Consider the following 19,775-nt stretch of genomic DNA (forward strand, 5'->3'; position numbering starts at 1 on the left):
TGGTCCATGATTTGGCATGGAGGATGAGTGTGCTCTCGTCCATAATGCCTTGATCTCTTTTACCCTGGGTATGTAATGATGAAACAGAATGATAAAAAAATAATTTTACTTTTTAAAATCCGTTTTGCTCTATGCAGCAGACGGATTTTTTTATATTTTGGAGAGCTACTGTGTGGTAAAATCCTTCTCTTGCCATAGGCCAAAGCTGTAGATATGATAAGAACAGTGTAATTTTTGGAAACGGTAACGGAAAGGAGCATTTAACCATGGATCATCGCAATAGCGCGCCTCTTGAGGCCACACTTCAACAAAATCTACAAAGAGGACAGCGGATGACGGAGCAGCAGAATGGTATTTTTCCGGCTGTATGCCCGTTGGATTGCCCGGATACGTGTGGGCTCCTGCTTCACAAGGAAGATGGAAAGATAGTCAAGGTGACTGGTAATCCGGATCATCCCATTACCAAAGGGGCTATATGCAACAAAGTCCGCAATATGACCGAGCGCGTATATGATCCGGATCGGGTGCTTTATCCGTTGAAGCGTGTAGGTGCCAAAGGGGAAGGGAAATTTGAACGAATTAGCTGGGAGGAAGCGGTCGATACCATTACAGGTCGGTTCAAGGAGCTGATACGTACGGATGGACCGGAATCCATACTCCCCTACAGCTTTTATGGCAATATGGGCGTATTGAGTGTGGATGGAATGGATCGTCGCTTTTTCAATGCACTAGGTTCAAGCCAGCTGGATCAGACGATTTGTAGCGTGGCTGGGAATGAAGGCTGGGCATCCGTTATGGGGTTTAAGGGCGGCACGAGCCCGGAGGATACAGAAGATGCAGATCTCATTATTGTATGGGGTGGAAATGTCATTAGCACCAACATGCATCAGGTCGTATTGGCTGAGAAAGCACGTAAAAAAGGTGCTAAGGTGGTCGTAATTGATGTTCATCGCAACCGGACGGCGCAATGGGCGGATTGGTTCATTCCATTATATCCGGGTACGGATACGGCGCTTGCGCTGGGGGTTATGCATGTACTGTTTGATCAGGGACTGACAGACGACGAATTTTTACATCGCTATACTGTAGGTCACGAGGAACTGCGCGAGCATGTTAAGACCTATACACCAGAGCGGGTTTCGCGGATTACCGGCGTGCCGAAAGAGGATATTATCCGTTTGGCGGAAATGTATGGAAAGGCGCGAGCGGCCTATATCAATATTGGAAATGGGCTTCAGCATCATGATAATGGCGGTATGAACGTACGCGCAGTTACATGCTTGCCTGCACTCACTGGACAATGGTTGAAGCACGGCGGAGGAGCGTCGCGCTCCAATGGCGCTTATGCCAAGATTAACAGCGCCCATTTGGAGCGTCCTGATCTGCGACAGAACCCGGATGCCCGGGTGATCAACATGAACCGGATTGGAGAGGCGCTGCTACAAAAGGAACAGCCGATTAAGGCGTTATTCGTATATTGTAGTAATCCAGTAGTTGTAGCACCCGATTCGCAACGGGTAACGGAGGGATTTGAACGAGAGGATCTGTTTACGGTTGTTCATGACCTGTTCCTTACCGATACGGCCTGCTATGCAGATATTGTGCTGCCTGCTGCGTCTTCTTTTGAAGGAACAGATCTATACAAATCGTACTGGCACCACTATATCCAGATGCAGAAGCCTGTTATTGATCCGCTAGGGGAAAGCAAAAGCAATTATGAGCTATTTAGCCTGCTCGGACAGGCAATGGGCTTTGATGAAGCTGCCTTTACGGAAAGTGAAGAGGATATGATCGCAGGAGCGCTTGATAATCCAACGAACCCTTATCTCAATGGTGTAACCTTGGATGCCTTAATAAAGTCGCCTTTTGTAAAGCTCGATATGACGCCAAAGGCTACTTATTTGGAGCGTTTAACTACGCCTTCAGGCAAGATAGAGTTGTATTCGGAAAAGATGAAACAAGCAGGTCTGCCTGCATTGCCCTCCTATGTACCGCTGGTCGAAGGGTATGACGGAGAGCATCGGCCGCAAGCGGATGATCGTTTTCCATTGATGTTTGTTTCACCGCCAAACCATAATTTTTTGAATTCTACATTTGCTAATTTGCCCAAACATCAGCGCTTGGAACGGGAGCCCTTGCTGCAAATTCACCCGGAGGATGCTCAGGCAAGAGACATCGCAGATGGTGATCCGGTTACCGTCTGGAATGACAGGGGAATGTATGAATTGAAAGCCAAGGTCACCGATCTGATGCTGCCCGGCACGGTGATTAGCCAAGGATTATGGTGGAAAGGCAAAGGACGCAGACAGCGCGCCAATGCGTTAACCTCTGACCGGCTGTCGGATATGGGGCAGGGGGCTACTTTTTTCTCAACGGTGGTGAATGTGAAGCACCAATGAGAAACTGCCTTTCATGGCGCCAGGTGCAAAAGGAGAAGCAAAACATATGAAATGGTTGGAGTCTTATCCGAAAGAAGTAAAAGTATTTCTCATTGCCAGCCTGATTAATTCCGCTGGAAGTTCCCTCATGTGGCCGCTCGTTAGCATGTATGTATTTGACGAACTGAACCGTAGTATGGAAGATGCGGGGATTGCAATTTTAGTGCAGTCTTTAGGCGGAATTTTTGGTCAAGTGCTGGGCGGAGCCCTTTATCATCGTATTGGAGCCAAGCAACTGATTGTCGGCTCACTGGCCATGAATGCGTTGGGACTTCTCTCGCTTCCATTTACCAGTGGTCATTGGGTGGCTTTTGTCATCATGATGGGCTTTATCGGCTTTTTTAATGTGGTATCTGTGCCTGCGATTCAGGCCTTTGTAGGTTTTCGTTTTGCTGACCGACGTGGAGAGCTGTTTAATATCATTTATGTCGCGAACAATATTGGGGTGGCACTCGGAACGGGACTGAGCGGCGTTCTGGCCGACCTTTCCTATCAGCTCAGCTTTGTGATGAACGGGGTGACTTCTGCGGTATTTGCTGGATTCTTCTGGTCTTATCTAAGCAGGGTAGATCGGGAAGAGGGAGAAGTCCAGCTCAGCAAGTCTGTGATGAAAAAAGAAGAAATACCCGCTCGGTTGCTGTTTTGTGATACCAGGCTGTATCTCTTTGTGGGGTTAGGCTCGCTTTTTTTATGGTTTGGCAATTCGATCTGGAATACGGGAGTCTCTCCCCATATTATTGAACAGGGCTTGCCTAAAACGATGTATGGATTATTATGGACGTTGAATGGTATTCTCATTTTTGCCGCACAACCTATTATTTTCTGGATCAAACGGCTGTACGCTCATCACGCTTCTGCGCAAATGACATGGGCTGGAGGATTTTATTTGGCAGCTTATATTGTCATACTGGGCACACAGAACTATACTGGGATGATATTCGCTATGGTACTGGCGACTCTGGGAGAAATGCTGATTGCACCTGCGGTTCCAGCATTCCTGTCTGATCATGGAGGTCGGGGCGCACCCTTTTACATTGGACTTGTGGGGGGCATTGGTGCAGCCGGACGGGTGATGGGACCTTATTTTATGGGGAAGTTGTATGATGGTGGTGGGTTACCTCCTACACTTTGGCTGGCAGCGGGCGTAGCGGTGTTGTCGATTCTATTTTTTGTCCTGCATAGCTGGTTGAATCGTTACCGTCACAATATGGGTGATTTTGATACTTCTTCCAAGGTGGACGTTCCCAGTTCTTAAGTCCTAATAAAAGTTCAGTAATGAGCTGCGATTATGGTACAATAAGTGACGAATGGTTGCAGTTATTGCTCAGGAAAGCCTTCACAGGAAGGATTGAAAGGAATTGTTTACAAGTCAACCCTTGACGATACGTCATTCGGAGATGAAGGATGCTCCTGATCTGATTGCGCTGGATGAATTGGTATGGAATGAACGCACGGCTCCTGCTTCGCTGTCATGGAAGTCGCGCGGAGAGTTTCTGCGCAATACGCCTCCAGGCTCTCAACTGGTTGCCATCGAACAGGAAGTGCTCTGCGGGTATATTGGATTTCGTCCTCCAACGCTGTTGGCTAGTAATTGTCATGTACTCGAAATAAATATAGCTGTACGTCCAGACTATCATCGCAAGGGTATTGGGACGGCGCTTATGAACTCCATGAAGGAGATTGCAGCTGCGGAGGGCATCCGCAAGTTAAGTTTGCGTGTACTGTCCTGTAACACGGAAGCCCTTATGTTTTATGAAAAATGCGGTTTTGCAATTGAAGGGCGGCTGCATGAGGAGTTTTATATCGCAGGCCAATTTGTGGATGATGTTCTAATGGCCTATTTCCTAAAATAGACCGGAGGATACAGACAGACAGGCAGCAACATTCGGTTGTGATGTCCAGTTCATAATCAACAACGCCGCAGACCTGATCAGGCCTGCGGCGTTGTTGTGCAGTACAAGGCTATCGAAGTTGCTTCCATTCATTCTGGAGCATACCATACACTGCGTGGTTCATATAGCCATCTGGCAGCAACTCTGCTTCGCGTACAATGCCTTCGAGCACAAAGCCCAGGCGTTCTGGAATACCGCGGCTGCGGCGGTTTGTCGTTGCACAACGGATTTCGACCCGATGCAAGTCCAACTCCACCAACGCATATTCGACGAATACGCGGCAGGCACTGGTCATGAGACCCTGTCCTTCGTAACCGTGCCCAAGCCAGTATCCGATGCTAACCGAACGGTGAGCCCAATTGATCTCATGGTAGCTGATGATGCCAGCAAGCTCGTTGTCTATCCAAATTCCAGCGGTCAGGCTACCGTTCTCTGCGGCTTGTTTCAAGGCGCCTTGCACGAACTGCTCTGTATGGCTGATTTCCGTGGTGGAGTCTACCCATGGAAGCCATTGACGCAGACGGTCACGGGACATTTCGATCAGCTCAAACAGAGGCTGCACATGCTCCTTGGTGAGCGGCCGAAGGACTGTGCGTTCGTCCAACGCATATGTAAACATGATTAATCCCCTCTTTCACTCGGAAAATCGCTAAACCAGCCAGTCTAGCATTTAATCCCATGCTACCTTATTCTGCGAGAGTCGTCAAAAGGGAGAGGAAGCTTCAAATTTTATAGGTCCCACCCGGAACCGCCCCTGCTCGTATACATATTTCAGATCCAAATCCCCTACAAATTCGCTTGGCGATACGCTACCGGATACAGTGGCATGGAGTGGGAATTGTTCGGCGTCATACATTACAACAGAGCTAAAATCGAGATGCTTTGTAAACTGGGCTGGATCATCGTAAAATACAGACGCTTTGGGGTCCATCGTGTGTGTAGTACCGTCAATCATAACAGCGATATGTACCTGGCGGTTGTGGTCACGTAGCTCCACGGAGCTGTGTACTCGCTGGGATACAGCATTTTCCGCTGATTCAACGGCATATTCCTCCATTGTCTGTACGTTAACAATATGCAACTCCTGCAAGTCCACACCCGTCCCCGAGGCACGCGTGAGAATGACAACGGCTTCACGGATCCCGTCTTCGTTTACATCTCTGTAAAATAACTGTGGTGCGGTGGAAATATCCGCCGAGCCCGACCACTGGAATGTGCGGCGTTGCTGGCCGATTTCCAGTACGGCTGAATGAAAGAGCCCCTGAGACGGGCTCACGGCATATAAGCGGACAGATGAGTCTTCTGGCGCGCTGGCCAGCGGATGAGATAATGCAGTTTCGGTCACCATGCTTGAAGAAGGATGATCGGTAGTCATAACGGAAGAGGACAGTAGCATAGACAGCAGGATGACGATCAACAGCTTAAACACGGGTGGGTCTCCTTTTCCGGTAAAATAAAAGATATATACACTATAACGAATTTATTTGCCGAAAATGTTAACTCTTTTTCATAACTTGCATCTTTTTTTGCTGAAGAGAGCATCCCGATTTTCATTTTATTGAGTTATGCGGTGTGAAAGGGTATATTTAAGGGAACAGGTTGTATACAGATTATACGGAAGAAAGGTTGATTAGTGTGGAGAAGCCGATTACTCCCCCCAATTTTATTAAAAATGTTATTGAAGAGGATTTACGTACGGGTAAGGTCAAGGAGGTTGTTACACGCTTTCCACCTGAACCCAACGGATATTTGCATATTGGACATGCTAAAGCCATCTGGATCAATTTCTCGTTGGGAGATGAATTCGGAGGACGCACGAACCTGCGTTTTGATGACACCAATCCGGCGAAGGAAGACACGGAATACGTGAACTCCATTCAGGAGGACGTGAAGTGGCTTGGTTATGAATGGGAAGAAAAACATTTTGCTTCCAATTACTTTGAAGAGATGTACAAGCGTGCTATCCTGCTGATCCAAAAGGGGAAAGCCTACGTAGATGACCAAAGTGCGGACCAAATCCGTGAAACGCGCGGAACACTGACAGAACCGGGACAAAACAGCCCTTATCGGGATCGCAGTGTGGAAGACAATCTGAAGCTGTTTGAAGAGATGCGTGCAGGCAAATACCAGAATGGTGAAAAGGTGCTGCGTGCCAAGATTGATATGGCTTCGCCAAACATCAATTTGCGTGACCCAGTTATTTACCGCATTTCACACACGGCCCACCACAATACAGGCGATACCTGGTGCATCTATCCGATGTATTCCTATGCTCATCCGCTGGAAGATGCAATTGAGGGCGTAACCCATTCGCTTTGTTCGCTGGAGTTCGAAGATCAACGCCCACTGTACGATTGGGTTGTAGCTGAATGCGAGATGGAAAACGTACCTCATCAATACGAATTTGGACGGCTAAATCTAGCTCAAACGGTAACCAGCAAACGTAAGCTCAAGCTCCTGGTTGATGAAAAACACGTAGACGGCTGGGATGACCCGCGGATGCCAACCATTTCAGGTTTGCGTCGTCGCGGCTATACGCCAGAGGCCATTCGCAGCTTCGTATATGAGACAGGCATTTCCAAAGCCTACGGAGTCATTGATTTGCAGGTGCTGGAGCATTTTGCACGTGAGGATTTGAAGCTTAAGGCTCCTCGTACGATGGCAGTTATAGATCCGTTGAAGGTGGTCATTACGAACTATCCTGAAGGACAAGTGGAAATGCTGGAGGCGGAGAACAATACAGAAAATCCGGAGCTTGGAACACGCCAAATTCCGTTTTCTCGTGAGATTTATATTGAGCGTGAGGATTTCATGGAGAATCCGCCGAGCAAATACTTCCGTTTGTTCCCTGGTAATGAGGTGCGTCTCAAACATGCTTACTTCATTAAATGCAACGATGTCATTAAGGATGCGGACGGTCATGTAACGGAGATTCACTGTACTTATGATATAGAAACCAAGAGTGGATCGGGCTTTACGGGACGTAAAGTGAAAGGTACAATCCATTGGGTTGAGGCTACTCAGGCTGTTCCGGCTGAATTCCGTTTGTATGAGCCATTGATTAACGCAGAGGAACCAGAGGTGCTGGAAGAGGATGGATCGGAAAAAACATTCCTTGATCAATTAAATCCGAACTCTTTGGAAATTGCTCATGGCTATGTGGAGCGGAATATGAAAGAAGCACAATCGCAGGACAAGTTCCAATTTTTCCGTCATGGTTATTTCAGTGTAGATCCCAAGCTTTCCAAACCGGGTGAGCCTGTATTTAACCGTGTGGTATCATTGAAAAGCTCTTTCCAATTGCCTAAGCAATAAGACGTTGGAAATAGTGGGACGGATGGTTGCTTCGTGCGACCAAGTGAAAAGGAGTCTGCCAACGGCAGACTCCTTTATTTTACGCACAACCGTTCTTCAGAGCATGACCATTGACTTGGAGACACTCTATTGTCGTTGTGGTGCTTCTTCTATTGGTTTATGCTCGCCTGGTTTGTGCTCGCCGCCATGCCCTGGCTGGTAGCCGTTCTTGTACAGCATATACCACATGATAGCGAATCCCGCAGAGCCCAGCAGGGCGAAGAAGACACCTGCATGGTACATCATTTCACCGCCGAAGTTCTGGAATAGCCAACCGCCAGCAAAACCTGCTACGATACCGGATATACCACTCCAGGTCAAGGTATATACGGCCTGTCCGGATGATCGGTATGCTGCAGGAGTGAACAGGACGGTCAACTGGGTGCCTACATAGAAATATCCACCGAAGGTGACACAATGAAGTGCCTGAATGAACACAATCTGGATCGGGTCTGTAGCCAGCGCCATGAGTTCCCAACGTAAGGCAAACAGCAAACTGACGAGTGCCAAACAGCCGACCATCACGGTCATTTTTTTCCTCAAGAAGCGATCAAACAGTAAAAAGACAATAATTTCGAATACCGATGACATAAAAACGGCAAAACCAAGCATCAGCTTGGACCCACCCAGTTCGGTGATGTACAAGGACATAAAGGCGCCGTTGATTGAATTAGGAATTGATACAAGGATGCCTAACAAAATGAAGGATATGAAATATCCGTTTAATATAATACTGCCAAAGCCACGCAAATGAATGGTTGCCGTCTCCACAGTGCTTTTCAGTGGTGGAATTGCCAAAGTGCAGATCAATGCAGCCAGAAGAAGTATCGTAAAGATAGTCGATATACTGGATACTCCTGTGTGGTCAACAACGATGCCGGCAACTGCCGCAGTCACAGCCCAACCGAAGGAACCCCATATGCGAAATGAACCAAATTTCCGGTCCGTGCCCTCAATATAACTGAGAATCAGGGTATTGCTTTGAGCAAATAACGGGCTTTGAAAAAAGTAAAAGCCAATCATCGACACATAAATCATGACATACGTGTGAACATGAAATAAAGCTTGGAGCAGTAACAGTGTACCTATAATCATAAATAGTAGGATACGTCGGAGATTTCGGCTGCGGTCGCTTGTATATCCCCAGAAAGGATTCGCGAATACAGATACAAAAGGTCCGATGGCCATCAGACTCCCGATTTCCAGCTTGTCCATGCCGATATCTTGTAGATACAACGGAAAGAAGCTGGAGAAAATGACCATAGCTCCATATAGAAAAAAGTTATATAGCTTTAGGGAATATAGGGGAGTCTCTTGAATTTCTCTCTTTTGCAAGACAAGCCATTCCTTTCTTAGCCCGATAGAGAACTACGCACCGATGTCGATCTGTGGGAATGTTCTTTATTCCAATGTATCATGTGTTGAAAGGGTTAACAAACCAATAAAATTACAATTATGTAAATTTCAATTTTGTCCAAAATTCCATATGCATATTTGTGATTGTTTTTAGAAAAAAAGGAGGAGTTTTCCGTGGAAGTGACTGGTATTATCATCGCAGGAGGACGTTCCAGCCGAATGGGACAGGATAAGGCCCTGCTTGAGATTGAGGGAGCTACTATGCTTGAACGGACATTTATTACCTTACAGCAGGCGGTCCAACGGGTGGTAGTAGTCACTCGTGACGATCAAGAATATGGACTGAGCGGTATTGAGACTATATCTGATATCTATCCGGGTATGGGACCCTTGAGTGGTATTCATGCAGGCTTATCTGCATCTACTACCGAATGGGGAATAGTCGTGGCCTGTGATATGCCTTTTGTACAGCTGGAAGTGCTGCAAGCCTTGCTCGTTTTAACTGAAAAGTGGGCGGCACCCAAAGAAGCAGCGGAATCACCACTGCAAGCGGTAATTGCTTCTGTGGCTGGACGTATGCATCCTTTGCTGGGAGTGTATCATCGGAGCATACTGCCATCTGCTGAGGAACGTTTGCGGAATAAACGGCTCCGTCTCACCGAATGGTTGGAAACGTTGAATGTTCGTTATGCCACTATAGAGGACATGCCGGGAGTGACAGAGAATATGTGGCACAATGCCGTGTTCAACATGAACAAACCTCAGGATTACAAGCTTGTGTTAGAGCAGTTCCGGAAGGATTAGAAGCATTTAGAGAATATTAAGCAATGAATTTGGGGGAGTACATAACATGCTGGAAGCTATTATTCATGCCGTTTTATTGGCATTGGGATTGATTTTGCCTTTAGGGGTACAAAATGTATTTGTGTTTAATCAGGGGGCGTCCCAGTCGCGGTTTCGCAATGCCTTGCCTGCGGTCATTACAGCGGGTATCTGTGACACCATTCTGATCACGCTTGCCGTTGGGGGTGTATCCCTTGTTTTGCAGCAATTTCTATGGCTCACGAATGTGCTTTATGCGGCGGGCTGTTTGTTTTTGCTGTATATGGCTTGGACTCTTTGGAGGTCCAAGGCTGCTTCCTCGGGAGAAAGCCAGCCGATGCTGCCGAAACGCCAGATGATTTTTGCTGCCTCGGTATCGCTACTGAATCCACATGCCATACTTGACACGGTTGGTGTAATTGGAACCAGCTCCCTTCAATATAACGGCGGGGAACGTTGGGCCTTCGGTCTGGCTGCCGTGTCAGTATCGTGGATATGGTTTGTGGGTCTGGCAACGGCGGGCCGGCTTGTAGGACGTATGGATTCAGAAGGAAAGTTTGGTACTATGCTCAACAAAATATCGGCACTGATTATTTTGGGTCTGGCCATTTATATGGCGATAACTTTTATGACTAGTATGTGACCCAAGCCTTGTTAGAAGAAAAATTTCAATAAAGCGAATACCCCGCTCAAAGCAAAGGGGACACCGATCAAAAACAACATAAAGGCCAGACAGCCTGCACCATTTACACCGCCAGCAATTCGGGCGTCCCGAGGGTTGGCCGGATTGTATAGTACCTTAATCTTGCTGCCAACCCGGTTGAGGCTGAGATTGGTACTATAAGGATTCCAGAATTCCACGACTTCACCTGAAGCGGTATAGAAGCGTACCTTTAATCGGCGGGTGTAGCTGGTATCTACCGGATCATCACGGTCAAAGGGAACGACATCTATGTCTACTTCGATATGCGCGTCAACGATTTGCCCTTTGGTACGGACCCAGTGGCGTTTACGATAACGGTGGCGACGGATCGTTCTGAATCCGAAATAGATGAGCAGCAGACCGATCAAGCTGAACAACGGCATGAGCAGATCGGAGCTAAAATGAAACCAGTACACATTGAAATCAATTGAAATGATAATCTACTCCTTCAAACCAAGTGATAAACAATATATCGGATATACTTAGGAATAGTTTAATTTTTCCATAGAGAATAAGGTGGAGATGAATGGAGTATAAAAAAAGATCCGCTTCCCTGGGAAGTGGATCTTTTTAATAGCTGTGCGGATTACTTCTTGCTCGATTGGGACATGTCAAAATCAACATCTTCGATAAATTCGATAACTTCACCATTAGGGCTGTGGACTAATGCATTGGTTACAACTAGAGGTGGTTCGCCAAGTGTAAGCTGATTGGGTTCCACAAAGGTTCTTGCTCCGTGGACAAGGGCTTTTTGGTATATTTCATCCACATTGTCTACGTAAAATGCGAGGTGTAATAAAGCCCCATGAGCAATGTCCTGCTCGGATGCAGCCTTTTTCCCTTGGGCAGGAATGACGGCATCGTTATCAAAGATTTCGAGACAGGTTCTTTGGTCAGGTGAGATCAGCATGGAAGCTTCTTGAATCCGAAAGGATGGAAGACTCCAGTGATGTCCTCTTTTAAATCCCAGTACTTCGGTATAAAATGCAATGGTTGCTTGATAATCACGGGCTTGGATGGCCACATGAGCTAGTCCCTTCACACTCATTTCAGATCCTCCTTATATGTAAGTAAACCTTATTATATGAATAATTATGTGCTACATATATATTTAAAATAAGTTTTTTATACTATATTGGTTATGAAACCGAAGATATTTTAGATGAAAAACGTTACTTTTTAAACTCGAATCAGGAGGTACTTGATATGCAGCATCACATAGACGAGATAGACTACAAAATCATGAAATTGTTACAGCATGATGCGCGAATAACGATTTCCCAAATCAGCAAAGAAATTTCGATGTCACAACCGTCCGTTAAAGAAAGAATGACCAAGCTTGAAGAACGAGGGATTATTTCTGGATATAATGCTGTATTTAATTTACGGGAACTGGATCGGGGGACAACTACGTTTATTCTGATAAAAACAGAACATTGCCAAGAGGTGATTGATTTTTGTAAGGAGGCGAAGAAGGTTACCGATTTGTTTCGCATCAGCGGGGAATTTAATTATCTCATTAAGGTACAAAGCGCGTCTGTAGAGGAAATTGCAGAGTTTCAGGATTCACTAGTCAAGCTGGGGTCTTCCAAATCGCATATTTGTATGAAAAATATACTGGAAAACAGGGTTTGGTTGTAAGTCATCCGGCAACGCATATTTGGAACATAAATCATTCAGAAAGCTGTTATTCGTAGCATTGAATTAAGCGAATGATTGGATGAAATAAAAAAAGTGACGCTGAATTACACCAGCGTCACCGTAATTCCTTGCTTCAGACGTTCCACGTCCTGAAGCTCGATCTTGCCGGCCATGGCGTGCAGAGCAGCCGCCGTGCCGCAGGCCGCTCCCTGACGTAGCATGGCAGGGAGCCCCAGCCCCGCCACCGCGCCGCTAACTAGCCCGGCGACCATGGCGTCACCGCTGCCGAGCGCGCTGACAATGTCCGCGTCCGGCAGGCTTACGCGGTAGCGTGCATCGCGCGTTACCGCTAGTGCCCCGCGTGCGCCGAGAGAGATGACGGCCAACTGCGCTCCGGCTTCCAGCAGCTGTGATGCCGCCGCTTCAGCGGCATCTGGGCGCGTGGCGTCGATCCCCGCGAAGCGGGCGGCCTCGTCCTCGTTAGGCTTCACGAGGTCGGGCTTCCCGCGCAGCCCCAAGCGCAGCGCCTCGCCGCTCGCGTCCAGCGCCACGCGCGCGCCGCGTTCCTTTGCCAGCGTGCACAGCTCGGCGTACAGATCGGGCGGGCAGCCGGGTGGCAGGCTGCCAGAGAGAACGACCCAAGCCGAATCCTCGGCAAGGGTCGCGATTTTGCACCGCAGCGCAGCTAGTTCAAGCGGCCCAACGGTCGGGCCGCTCTCAATCAGCTCGGTCTGCGTGCGAGTAGCCGGGTCGAGCACGGTTATGGCGAGACGGGTTTCCCCGTATGCCGTTTCGATGAAATCGGCGCTTACGCCCTCCGTGCTCAACCCGTCGATGAGCAGCCGTCCGGTATGTCCAGCTACAAATCCGGCCGCCCGTACAGGCTGACCTAGCGTGCGAATGACACGAGCGGCATTCACGCCCTTGCCGCCTGGTACGGTTAAGCCCCCTTCAATGCGGTGGACGGCATTCAGTCCAAAGCCTGCAACTGTGTAGATTTTATCCACTGCTGCGTTAAGCGTTACGGTGGTAATCACAAGGCATCACTCCTTTAAGAAATCAGCTTTAAGCCCAATGCTGCGGCAAGAATCATGGCGATGAATAAAACACGCAGTACGCTTTTTTGCTCACCATACAAGAACATGCCTGTAATCGTACTGCCGACGGTTCCAATGCCTGTCCATACGGCATAAGAAGTTCCCATCGGCAAACTTTTCATGGCGAAGCTGAGCAGAGAGAAGCTAAGAATAAAGGATAAAATCATAAGTGCTAAAGCCTTCCACCCTTTACCGACCGTAACTCCCTTCATGCCGATGACTCCAAGCACTTCCGAGCAGCCCGCGATAACCAATGCAATCCAAGCCATTATGCACCACTCCCTTCCTGAGCATCACGATCGGTAACTAACTTCAAGCCGATCACACCTGCTAGCAAAAGGGCGATTAGCAGCGTTTTGGACCATTGAAACGGTTCCCCGAAAAGCAGCATTTCGCCTACGACGGTTCCCCCTGTCCCCAGTCCGGTAAATACAGCATACACCGTGCCTACAGGCAGACGCTTTGCAGCCTTCATGATTAAATAAAAGCTGGCCACCACAGCCAGCACAGTTACAGCCCAGGTGAATACAGAATCTGCATGCTTCAAACCCGATACCCATACGACCTCAATCAGGCCTCCAACAAAAACGTAAATCCAACTGCGATTCATGATGAATTTCTCCTCAATTCAGTATAATTTCAATTACGACTGCTTCACCCTTCATGAGATGAAGTTAACGTAATCCCACGCCAAAAAATAGGCCATGCAGCGTTCAGCCTTCGGTGGTAGTTGGTGCTTCCACTGTATAGTAGCTCTACCATGATTCCATCCACCAGTGTCATGTAGGCTAAAGCCACATCTGCTGGTTCCATATGCCCAAAGAGTTCCCGATCCCGTACATTTCGGAGGAGACGAGTTAATTTTCGCTCCATTTGTTCCAGAAAAGGATTCACAATATTCAGTACCTCGTTATATAAAGATACAGGCGGAAAGAAGGAAAAGCGGAGCATAAACTTGGCTGAGTTGTTGCCCTCATATTCCTGTTCCATCCAGAACAGGAAATCATGCAGTGTGTGCTCCAGCGACTGTTCTTTACGTTCCGTAAAGTATTCGAAAATACGTAAATTCTGCTCTTGAAACGCATAACGTGCCACCTGCAAAAACAGATCCTCCTTGCCCTGAAAATGCGCATATATAGACGGTTTTCGGATTCCAACCTCGGCGGCAATACTGCTCAAGGATGCTCCCTCATACCCATTGGCGGCAAATTGGAAAAGAGCGGCCTTTCGAATCTCTTCCATTCCCATTATCATCACCTACCTAACGTTCGTTAGTTTATTTTTACATGAAAAAAAGTAAGTGTCAACCCATCAACATTTCGTAATGTACTTTGGATTTTTTTATTCAACATTTAAATAAAAAAGTGGGAAGAAATAAGGGGCTCATGTACAATATAATGAGGAATACCTGTTTAAATGCAGTCCATTGGAAGTGAGGTTAGTTATGAGGCGAAGCTTACTGGCCGTATTGATCGCGGCTATGGTGTTTATTATTTATTATTTTGGCTTGTTTAATTACATCGGTAAAAATGAAGGAACTGTCATCAGTATTTTCTCCACGCTGACGGTTATTTCCATAAGTCTGATTATTTTTACGGAGAATCGTAATCCTTCCACCACCATGTCATGGATTTTGCTGCTGGCGTTGCTGCCAGTCGTTGGACTTCCTCTTTATTTTTTGTTTGGGCAAAATGTATTCAAGCGCCGTAAGTATGACAAAAAGGCATTGCGTGACCAACAGGCTTATGAGCGTATCGAAAAGGATGCTTTGCGGGTCAAACGAGATTTGACCTGCTTTACAGATGAGCAGCAGCAGTTGATGCGTCTAGCGCGCAGACTGGCACGCTCCCCGATTTATTTTGCGACAGAAACCCAGATTCTGAATAATGGAGATGAAACCTTCTCCACGCTGCTGGAAGAACTGCGCAAGGCGCAGCATCATATCCATATGGAATATTACATTTTCCGCTCGGATGATATTGGTACCAGCATTCAGAAAATTTTGATCGAGAAGGCTAAAGCGGGTGTTAAGGTTCGGTTTATGTACGATGCGGTCGGTAGTATACAATTATCGAAGGCATTCTTGAAGGAAATGAAAGATGCAGGAGTCGAGGTTGTTGCATACGGCGGCGCTCGGATTTTGTTCTTCTCCAGCCGGGTAAATTACCGTAATCACCGTAAAATTGTAGTTATCGACGGTAAGATTGGATTAATCGGTGGCCTAAATGTGGGAGATGAGTATCTCAGCCGCAACAAAGCCTACGGCTTTTGGCGTGACACGCATATGATTGTGAAGGGCGAAGCTGTGCGGACGCTGCAACTTATATTTTTACAGGATTGGCTTCATATGACGGGCGAATCGGTGCTGGATAGCGAATATCTGTCTCCCGATATTGAACCGATCACGGACGGCGGCGTACAGATTATTGCCAGCGGTCCAGATAACGAGCGGAGAGTGCTTAAAAATCTCTTTTTCTCCATGATTACATCCGCTCGAAAATCCGTCTGGATTGCCACTCCTTATTTTATCCCGGATGAAGATATCCTGACTGCTTTGCGGATGGCTGCTCTATCCGGGTTGGATGTGCGTATTCTGTTCCCCGCGAAACCGGATAAATGGCTGCCTTTTCTCGCATCCCATTCGTACTTCCAATCGTTGCTAGAGGTGGGAGTCAAGGTATATGAATATGAAAAAGGGTTCCTTCACTCCAAGCTTCTCATTATTGACGGGGAAGTTGCGACTATTGGGACAGCCAATATGGATATGCGCAGCTTCCATTTGAATTTTGAAGTGAACGCTCTGTTGATTCAAACACACAGTGTGCAGCAGATGGTGAACGACTATGAGCGAGATTTGCACAATGCCAGCTTGATCGTACGTGAGGAATTCATGAAAAAGCGTCTGTTCAAACGTTTGATGGAATCGCTCGCTCGGCTGCTTTCACCACTGCTGTAATGTACAAACGATGAGCTGTGGATATGGAAGCAGATCTTAGAGTCAAAATGTAGTGAAGCCCAAAATATCCTGGAGACGGTATACAATATCTTTCCAAAATGTTGAATGATCCTCGTAAGCCGCCAGCTCCAGGCTGTATTCAGCTCCCCGGTTATTCCACAGCTTATCAAAATAGGCCGCCACCTGTCGGGTCAGCTTGCTGTCCGCCGGAGCGGCCACCCACAGTTCATTCTCCAGATTCAAATCATCCAAATTACGGGGGGTCAAATTGGTAGAGCCACCCCAAATCAAATGCTCTCCTTGTGCCTTGGCAATATAAATCAGCTTCGTATGGAATTGCTCATGGGTAGTATGATACCAGCGAATTTGAATGTTTCCATCCGATTTATCGGATAACTCTTGGGCAACCGGACGATTAGGTATGCCTATTTTTTCCTGACCAAACGCGTTTTCATTGGGGTCCAGCAGCAATTGGATATTCACACCGCGCGCCGAGGCATCCAACAGGCTATTCAATACTTTGCGGTCAGCCAAATAAAACATGCCCATATGAATGCTGTCACCTTGCTTCGTATGCTTAATGCCATTCAAAATGGAGGTATACACTTTACCTTCAGTGAGATATTTGATCCGGTAGCTGTCCTTACCTGATGGGACTAGGGGCTTTGCTTGAGGTGTGTAGACAGGAAGTTGCCCTCCGCCCGAGAAGTCCAATACCGCCTGCTCTGTTTGTAAAATATCTCCGATGATCGGCCCCTTCACCTCTAGGGCAACATTGGAATGATAGGCACTTGCATCGTGAACATTGCCTGTAGAAATGAGAGCAGTTTGCTCGTTGGTAACCAATTTTCGGTGATTGGCTTTGACGTTTAACAGCTTTAAATAGGAGCGAGCCGTAACGTCAGGTCCGTCACTGGCCATCAGATTAGGAATCCAGCCTGTGCCTTGCTGCCCGAACCACTGGAAAAAGGTACGCCACACCGCTGAATAGATGGGCGTGGAGTCCCGCAATGGATCTACATCGGTCTGCACGACCTGAATTCCTACTTGCTTCATATTCTCCAACAAAGGATTGGGAGCAGAATTATAGTTGGTATTGACTTCATCTGTAATGAAAAAGATAGGCATCTCAGGATGGGCTTTCTTTTTGGCGATAAGATGCTGGGTCATTTGCGCGCTGACTTCGGGGAAGTGCTGCCCTTTATGTTTATAATCGTTGAACAGAAACAGGTCAATGACGATAAATTGCTGGGCTTCATCAATGATTCCGAGCATACGATTCAAAATTTGCCCTTCATGTTGTACAGTGCTTCCATCCCCAGTAGGGTAGGTCAAATCCGTCCAAAAGTTTACCTCGTTCGTTGAATACTCCTGACTCTCATAAGAGACGAACGGAGGCAATGGTTTATGGGTTTGATACAGCATGACGGCAATCAGCCATAGGATAAGCACCAAAATGGCGATTTTAAGAGCACGGCCCTTGTACATGAATTTTCTTTGGGATTCCGGCGCAGAATGCAGCGGATTTTGTTTAGTCATACGACGATCAGCTCCTCCATTGAATGCTGCATTCCATTTTATCGTGACCGAACATGCAGATTATGATATAGATACTGTCTAATTATTACCGCAAGTCCACAGGATTGAAGCGGAATGCTGAACGGAATGAAATGAAGAACGTTTTATTAATTGAGGACATATGTCCTTTATAGGCAGGCTGACCTATACTTAAATAGATACAAAAGTCATTTATATGGGGAGAATAACGATTTATGAGAGGAATCTTGTTTGCTTTTCTGGGAGGCGCTTGTATTACGTTACAGGGGGTAGCGAATACACGGATTAGCCAGGATATCGGGACATGGCAGGCGGCTACCGTTACTCAGCTAATAGGTTTTATTTTGGCAGCATCAGTTTGGATGTTTACAAAGGATGGCCGTGTGTCTGAAATGAAACAGGTAAAGCCGATGTATCTTTGGGGTGGTGCTTTTGCGGCTATCATTATATTTAGTGAAGTCACAGCCATTCAACATATTGGGGTTACGTTTACAATCTCGGCGCTGTTGATTGCTCAGTTATGTTTAACCTTCCTGGTAGACATCAAAGGATGGTTCGGCATAGTGAAGCAGAAGATGAAGCTGCCACAATTTATAGGTATTGGTATGATGATCGCGGGTGTCATTATATTAAAACTCTAAAATAAAACTTTATTTATAGAAAAAGCTTAGAACGTAGAAAATGAAGGTGAGCTAAGCAATGAGAGAAATTCAGGATCAAGAGCAGCTAAAGTATTTTTTGCATCTGCATCAGTTAGAATCCATACTCTACGAGCCACTACATCCCTATTTGTCGCTGCATCGTTTGGAGCAAGGGAAAAAGCTCTGTTCGCAGGGGGATGCCATTGAGCATCTGTATATTCTGGTGCAGGGCAAGGTCAAAATTTTTACCAGCTCTACAGAAGGAAAGACTCTGATCCTTTGCTTCAAAACACCGATCGAGGTCATAGGGGATGTTGAATATATTCGTAATAGTCACGTCATCAATACAGTAGAGGCAGTGTCGCCGATCTATGTGATTGGTGTTCATCATCAATGGATGAATAAGTACGGCAGAGATTATGCTCCTTTGCTGCAATTTCTATTGGATATTGTCACGCGGAAGTTTTGCCTGGACTCTGATTTCTCCAATTTCAACCTGATGTATCCGGTGGAAGTTAGGCTTGCGAGCTACCTGCTATCTGTTTCTTTTGACGAATCCAATTCTGCCTTTCATGAGGAACTACGGGCATCCAGTCTGGTGGATGTGGCGAATTTGATCGGAACCAGCTACAGACACCTCAACCGTGTCATTCGCAAGCTGATCGAAGAGGGATTGGTTGAACGGGCAAAAGGCTATATTGTCATTAAGGACAGAAGAGGTTTGAGTGAACTGGCTGGCCATAATATTTATGAATCGTTGTAATCATAGTGCTTTGAATAAGTGCAGCACAATAAAGGGACTATCAAGGGAGAGTTAAATATGTTATTAGGGCCTATATTGGCAGTTATCGCAGGTGCTTTGGTCAGTCTGCAAACGATATTCAATAATAAGGTGAATGAGCGGACAGGTTCATGGGCCACAACGACATTGGTACTGGGAACAGGTTTCTTGGCTTCCTTGCTCGGGAGTCTTATTTTTGAAGGGAAAAATACATTTGCTTTACAGCATATGCAGCCGTGGTACTGGTTCAGTGGCATGATTGGTGTCGGCGTTGTGTTCTGTCTGGTGCAAGGAATGAAGCGACTTGGCCCTACCTATGCGATCTCCATCGTATTGACGGCACAATTAGGTACAGCCTTGTTGTGGGATTCATTAGGATGGCTTGGACTAGAGAAGATTCCGTTTACCTTCAATAAGTTGATTGGTGTATTGGTCATTATCGGTGGTATTCTCGTTTTCAAATTTGGACATGGGCGTACAAAGGAACCACAAGAAAATATTACAACTATACCTGATTCGATGAAGAGCTAAAGAAGG

21 protein-coding genes are annotated in these 19,775 nt (G+C 46.7%); 11 read left to right on the forward strand and 10 right to left on the reverse strand.

The window, feature by feature from the left end; translation table 11 throughout:
• Positions 1-266: 266 nt before the first annotated feature.
• The 3 genes from ACXHJ1_RS08840 to ACXHJ1_RS08850 all read left to right on the forward strand — a co-directional run bounded on the left by ACXHJ1_RS08840 (position 267) and on the right by ACXHJ1_RS08850 (position 4,291).
• Entirely contained in the window at positions 267-2,399 is a 2,133-nt protein-coding gene (locus ACXHJ1_RS08840) for a molybdopterin-containing oxidoreductase family protein (RefSeq protein ID WP_457905973.1), read from the forward strand.
• Positions 2,400-2,445: 46 nt separating this feature from the next.
• The gene (locus ACXHJ1_RS08845) at positions 2,446-3,693 is read left to right on the forward strand and encodes an MFS transporter (protein WP_107733805.1); all 1,248 of its coding nucleotides are present in this window, start codon (positions 2,446-2,448) and stop codon (positions 3,691-3,693) included.
• A 103-nt stretch (positions 3,694-3,796) separates the two neighbouring features.
• Positions 3,797-4,291, forward strand: coding sequence for a GNAT family N-acetyltransferase (locus ACXHJ1_RS08850; protein WP_016822850.1), 495 nt, complete (start codon positions 3,797-3,799; stop codon positions 4,289-4,291).
• A 109-nt stretch (positions 4,292-4,400) separates the two neighbouring features.
• Here ACXHJ1_RS08850 and ACXHJ1_RS08855 read toward each other — a convergent pair whose 3' ends face one another.
• Entirely contained in the window at positions 4,401-4,949 is a 549-nt protein-coding gene (locus ACXHJ1_RS08855; RefSeq protein WP_107733806.1) for a GNAT family N-acetyltransferase, read from the reverse strand.
• A gap of 84 nt (positions 4,950-5,033) precedes the next feature.
• Positions 5,034-5,759 carry a copper amine oxidase gene (locus ACXHJ1_RS08860; RefSeq protein WP_113051044.1) on the reverse strand — a complete coding sequence of 242 codons (726 nt, stop codon included), beginning with the start codon at positions 5,757-5,759 and terminating at the stop codon, positions 5,034-5,036.
• A gap of 206 nt (positions 5,760-5,965) precedes the next feature.
• Here ACXHJ1_RS08860 and ACXHJ1_RS08865 point away from each other — a divergent pair, with 206 nt between their 5' ends.
• Positions 5,966-7,645: a glutamine--tRNA ligase/YqeY domain fusion protein gene (locus tag ACXHJ1_RS08865; protein WP_025366028.1), complete on the forward strand. Its 1,680-nt coding sequence runs from the start codon at positions 5,966-5,968 to the stop codon at positions 7,643-7,645.
• A gap of 126 nt (positions 7,646-7,771) precedes the next feature.
• Here the strand turns inward: ACXHJ1_RS08865 and ACXHJ1_RS08870 are convergent, their stop codons facing one another.
• Positions 7,772-9,019: an MFS transporter gene (locus ACXHJ1_RS08870; RefSeq protein ID WP_016822853.1), complete on the reverse strand. Its 1,248-nt coding sequence runs from the start codon at positions 9,017-9,019 to the stop codon at positions 7,772-7,774.
• Positions 9,020-9,214: 195 nt separating this feature from the next.
• Between ACXHJ1_RS08870 and mobA the strand changes: the two genes are divergently transcribed.
• Positions 9,215-9,844, forward strand: a complete 630-nt coding sequence (gene mobA / locus ACXHJ1_RS08875) for a molybdenum cofactor guanylyltransferase (RefSeq protein WP_107733808.1) — start codon at positions 9,215-9,217, stop codon at positions 9,842-9,844.
• Positions 9,845-9,890: 46 nt separating this feature from the next.
• Positions 9,891-10,505 (forward strand): LysE/ArgO family amino acid transporter, encoded by a 615-nt coding sequence (locus tag ACXHJ1_RS08880; protein ID WP_025366026.1) that lies wholly within the window; start codon positions 9,891-9,893, stop codon positions 10,503-10,505.
• Between the two features lie 11 nt (positions 10,506-10,516).
• Here ACXHJ1_RS08880 and ACXHJ1_RS08885 read toward each other — a convergent pair whose 3' ends face one another.
• Together ACXHJ1_RS08885 and ACXHJ1_RS08890 are read right to left on the reverse strand one after the other, a co-directional pair.
• Positions 10,517-10,981: a DUF3592 domain-containing protein gene (locus tag ACXHJ1_RS08885; RefSeq protein WP_016822856.1), complete on the reverse strand. Its 465-nt coding sequence runs from the start codon at positions 10,979-10,981 to the stop codon at positions 10,517-10,519.
• Positions 10,982-11,151: 170 nt separating this feature from the next.
• Complete coding sequence (locus ACXHJ1_RS08890; RefSeq protein WP_016822857.1) at positions 11,152-11,613, reverse strand: VOC family protein; 462 nt, start codon at positions 11,611-11,613, stop codon at positions 11,152-11,154.
• Positions 11,614-11,771: 158 nt separating this feature from the next.
• Between ACXHJ1_RS08890 and ACXHJ1_RS08895 the strand changes: the two genes are divergently transcribed.
• The gene (locus ACXHJ1_RS08895) at positions 11,772-12,206 is read left to right on the forward strand and encodes an Lrp/AsnC family transcriptional regulator (RefSeq protein ID WP_457905974.1); all 435 of its coding nucleotides are present in this window, start codon (positions 11,772-11,774) and stop codon (positions 12,204-12,206) included.
• Between the two features lie 104 nt (positions 12,207-12,310).
• On the opposite strand, the gene ACXHJ1_RS08900 is transcribed toward ACXHJ1_RS08895, so the two are convergent.
• From ACXHJ1_RS08900 to ACXHJ1_RS08915, 4 genes are read right to left on the reverse strand one after another with little or no spacing between them, the layout of a single operon-like run.
• Positions 12,311-13,243 (reverse strand): 1-phosphofructokinase family hexose kinase, encoded by a 933-nt coding sequence (locus tag ACXHJ1_RS08900; RefSeq protein WP_457905975.1) that lies wholly within the window; start codon positions 13,241-13,243, stop codon positions 12,311-12,313.
• Positions 13,244-13,257: 14 nt separating this feature from the next.
• Entirely contained in the window at positions 13,258-13,572 is a 315-nt protein-coding gene (locus tag ACXHJ1_RS08905; protein WP_016822860.1) for a DMT family transporter, read from the reverse strand.
• Positions 13,572-13,913 (reverse strand): DMT family transporter, encoded by a 342-nt coding sequence (locus ACXHJ1_RS08910; RefSeq protein WP_025366022.1) that lies wholly within the window; start codon positions 13,911-13,913, stop codon positions 13,572-13,574. The genes ACXHJ1_RS08905 and ACXHJ1_RS08910 overlap by 1 nt, the downstream gene beginning before the upstream one ends.
• Before the next feature lie 44 nt (positions 13,914-13,957).
• Positions 13,958-14,551: a TetR/AcrR family transcriptional regulator gene (locus ACXHJ1_RS08915; protein ID WP_457905976.1), complete on the reverse strand. Its 594-nt coding sequence runs from the start codon at positions 14,549-14,551 to the stop codon at positions 13,958-13,960.
• A 196-nt stretch (positions 14,552-14,747) separates the two neighbouring features.
• On the opposite strand from ACXHJ1_RS08915, the gene cls reads away from it, so the two are divergent.
• The gene (cls, locus tag ACXHJ1_RS08920) at positions 14,748-16,259 is read left to right on the forward strand and encodes a cardiolipin synthase (RefSeq protein ID WP_016822862.1); all 1,512 of its coding nucleotides are present in this window, start codon (positions 14,748-14,750) and stop codon (positions 16,257-16,259) included.
• A 42-nt stretch (positions 16,260-16,301) separates the two neighbouring features.
• Here cls and ACXHJ1_RS08925 read toward each other — a convergent pair whose 3' ends face one another.
• Positions 16,302-17,798 carry a phospholipase D family protein gene (locus tag ACXHJ1_RS08925; RefSeq protein WP_025366020.1) on the reverse strand — a complete coding sequence of 499 codons (1,497 nt, stop codon included), beginning with the start codon at positions 17,796-17,798 and terminating at the stop codon, positions 16,302-16,304.
• A gap of 233 nt (positions 17,799-18,031) precedes the next feature.
• Between ACXHJ1_RS08925 and ACXHJ1_RS08930 the strand changes: the two genes are divergently transcribed.
• The 3 genes from ACXHJ1_RS08930 to ACXHJ1_RS08940 are packed head-to-tail and all read left to right on the forward strand — an operon-like array spanning position 18,032 to position 19,769.
• Complete coding sequence (locus ACXHJ1_RS08930; protein ID WP_016822864.1) at positions 18,032-18,457, forward strand: DMT family transporter; 426 nt, start codon at positions 18,032-18,034, stop codon at positions 18,455-18,457.
• Positions 18,458-18,515: 58 nt separating this feature from the next.
• Positions 18,516-19,220 (forward strand): Crp/Fnr family transcriptional regulator, encoded by a 705-nt coding sequence (locus ACXHJ1_RS08935; RefSeq protein ID WP_107733810.1) that lies wholly within the window; start codon positions 18,516-18,518, stop codon positions 19,218-19,220.
• Between the two features lie 57 nt (positions 19,221-19,277).
• Positions 19,278-19,769 carry a DMT family transporter gene (locus ACXHJ1_RS08940; RefSeq protein ID WP_457905977.1) on the forward strand — a complete coding sequence of 164 codons (492 nt, stop codon included), beginning with the start codon at positions 19,278-19,280 and terminating at the stop codon, positions 19,767-19,769.
• Positions 19,770-19,775 lie beyond the last annotated feature (6 nt).

This window comes from Paenibacillus sp. ALE2 (genome assembly GCF_054113385.1).